The organism is Actinocrinis sp., from assembly GCF_035938995.1.
GTDB lineage: Bacteria > Actinomycetota > Actinomycetes > Streptomycetales > Catenulisporaceae > DASZGI01.
Genome location: NZ_DASZGI010000233.1, coordinates 1 through 2,133, shown reverse-complemented (window position 1 = coordinate 2,133; position 2,133 = coordinate 1). Strand labels below are relative to the sequence as shown.

The 2,133-nt window shown below is 68.4% G+C and carries 3 protein-coding genes; 2 read left to right on the top strand and 1 reads right to left on the bottom strand.

Features of this window, described 5'->3' with window-relative positions; all coding sequences use genetic code 11:
* The first annotated feature begins 246 nt into the window (after positions 1–246).
* Together VGZ32_RS16585 and VGZ32_RS16580 are read left to right on the top strand one after the other, a co-directional pair.
* Positions 247–687 (top strand): hypothetical protein, encoded by a 441-nt coding sequence (locus VGZ32_RS16585; protein WP_326886954.1) that lies wholly within the window; start codon positions 247–249, stop codon positions 685–687.
* A 58-nt stretch (positions 688–745) separates the two neighbouring features.
* Complete coding sequence (locus tag VGZ32_RS16580) at positions 746–1,237, top strand: DUF6933 domain-containing protein (protein WP_326886953.1); 492 nt, start codon at positions 746–748, stop codon at positions 1,235–1,237.
* Between the two features lie 358 nt (positions 1,238–1,595).
* On the opposite strand, the gene VGZ32_RS16575 is transcribed toward VGZ32_RS16580, so the two are convergent.
* Positions 1,596–2,006, bottom strand: coding sequence for a PIN domain-containing protein (locus tag VGZ32_RS16575; protein WP_326886955.1), 411 nt, complete (start codon positions 2,004–2,006; stop codon positions 1,596–1,598).
* Between the last annotated feature and the right edge of the window lie 127 nt (positions 2,007–2,133).

Here is a 2,133-nt window from a genome sequence, read left to right as displayed (position 1 = left end):
GGCGACGGGGCCTTGCTGTCATCACCAGCCATCCCGGCATTGTCGCCCAGGCGGCGCGTGTGTGCCAATACGCGCCGCAGGCGCGAGGCCCGTTCACCTGCATAAGGTCGCGAGTCTGAGGAGCGGAAGAAAGTGCCTCGTGACCGGGTGCAGTCACGGGGCGGTTTGGCTGTGCTTGGATGCCCTGCTCTTGGCTCAGCGGGGCAGTCGCCGAGCGAACTAGAGGCAAGGTATCCCGTCGCGTACGTGCTCCAAGACTTTCTAACCCGATCGATCATCACCCCACACCGCTGGTGGGACGGCGAGGAACCAGACCGATCGCTAGACGGAGCCAAGACAAGGCTCGGCAGGCTGCGGCTGAGCGAACAGTTCGCCTACGTCTTCGACCTGGGCGATAACTGGCAGCATGAGTGCACCGTGGGGCCGAAGCTCGTGGACCCGCTGGAGAGCCTCGGCACCGTCCCGGACAGGCCGCTGCCGTGCTGGGGCTGGGGCGACGTCCCCGACCAGTACGGCCGCCGCTGGAACGGGGACGGCGGCAGTACCCCGATGCCGCCCGCGCCGGACGGAATGGCCGATCTTCTGCCGATCCTGCCCTGGTGGGGACCGAAGCCCTCACGAGGACGCCAGGCCAGCCTGCCCTCCGGCGAAGTCACCGAGATCCGGTACCGCGACCTGATCACGTGACACGCGTGCCCGCTCCGCGGACAGCTGACGGCCAGCGGCACGGCCATAGGATTGGCTGGTGATCCTGCGGTGCACGAAGAAGCTCCTTACCCTGATCGGGCCCCGGCAGCTCATCGACCGCCCGCCGGACGGCGAGGACTGGTACGCGAACCTGCTGTGGCTGAGCGGCCGCAAATGCCTGCTCCTCACCCACGCCGCGACACTGTTCACCGTCTTCGAGGCGGACGTGAGGGCCGCAGACCTGCGCGACCCCGGCCGCCTGGTCACCGGCCTGATCAGCCGCGAACTGCGGCGCGAGGAGCTACCGGCGGACACGTTCGGCAGCCCGGACCCGGCCGCCGTCGGCCTCGCCAAGACCGCCGACCGCAGCGTCCTGGGGTGCATGAATGACATGGCATTCATGTGCGAGACCGTGACCACCCGCTCCGGCGGACTGGCAATCACCGATATCGCAGACCTCAACCAGACGCTGCGACGCAACATCAACAGCGCGCGGGGCTACCAGCCGCCGATCGAATTGACCGCCGAGCGCCTGCGCGCGACACGGTGAGCATCCGACGGTTACTGGCTGCTGCGCTCGACGTGACCATCGACGAAAAGGCTAGGTCAGCCAGCCTGTTCGCGCACGCCGTTGGCAGAACGCAAGTAACCGGTGGTTCGGCGGCCTCCGGAGCCATGAGCGCAGGTTCGGATCCTACTGGGGGCACCCGTTTCCGCAGGTCAGCGTTCTTTCTGGCAGGCTGGTCCTGCGCCCTCCGGGGTACCGGGTTTGCGCCCGTCACTCGTGCGGCCCGGTTGCGGTGCAAGTCAACGGCCGATCTGACAGCGCCAGGCTGGGCGGTCGGCCTGTTCACTTTTCTTGGGTTCCCACCGTGCCGGGCAGCCTCGGTGCAGCTCGCGGCGCGTAGTCATGTGGGGCCGGGATCGAACAGGCGCCGCATTGGCTGGTCGGTGACCCGGGCGATCATGTCATAGTCGCTGTCGACGTGCAGGACCTCGGCTCCGTGCAGTTCGGCGGTAGCGGCGATGATCAGGTCCGGGATCGGGCGGCGGTGGCCGTTGCCGCTGTGCGCGGCGAGCAGCTGCTGGACCTCCAGTGCCCGGTCCATCACCGCCTCGTTGACCGGCAGCCATTCCAGTGCCCGCTGGCCGACAAGCAGCGCTTCTAGATCTGCCTGGTTCCGCGCGGAGTAGCAGATCTCCAGGGCTGTCAGGTGGCACGCGGCGATGACGTGTGCGGTGCGCAGGCTCAGAAACGCGGCCCGCGCGCGTTTGTCTCGCCTGGCCCACTCCAGTGCGGACTTATCCGCGAGCAGCACGCTCAACCGCGCCCGCCGTCCCGCCACGCGCCGCGCAGCGCCTCATCGGAAAGGTCGGCGCCGGTCTCGTCGAGGAGCTCAAGCATGTGCGCCGCTGCCCGCTGATTCGCCACGCGGCGCAGGGCGG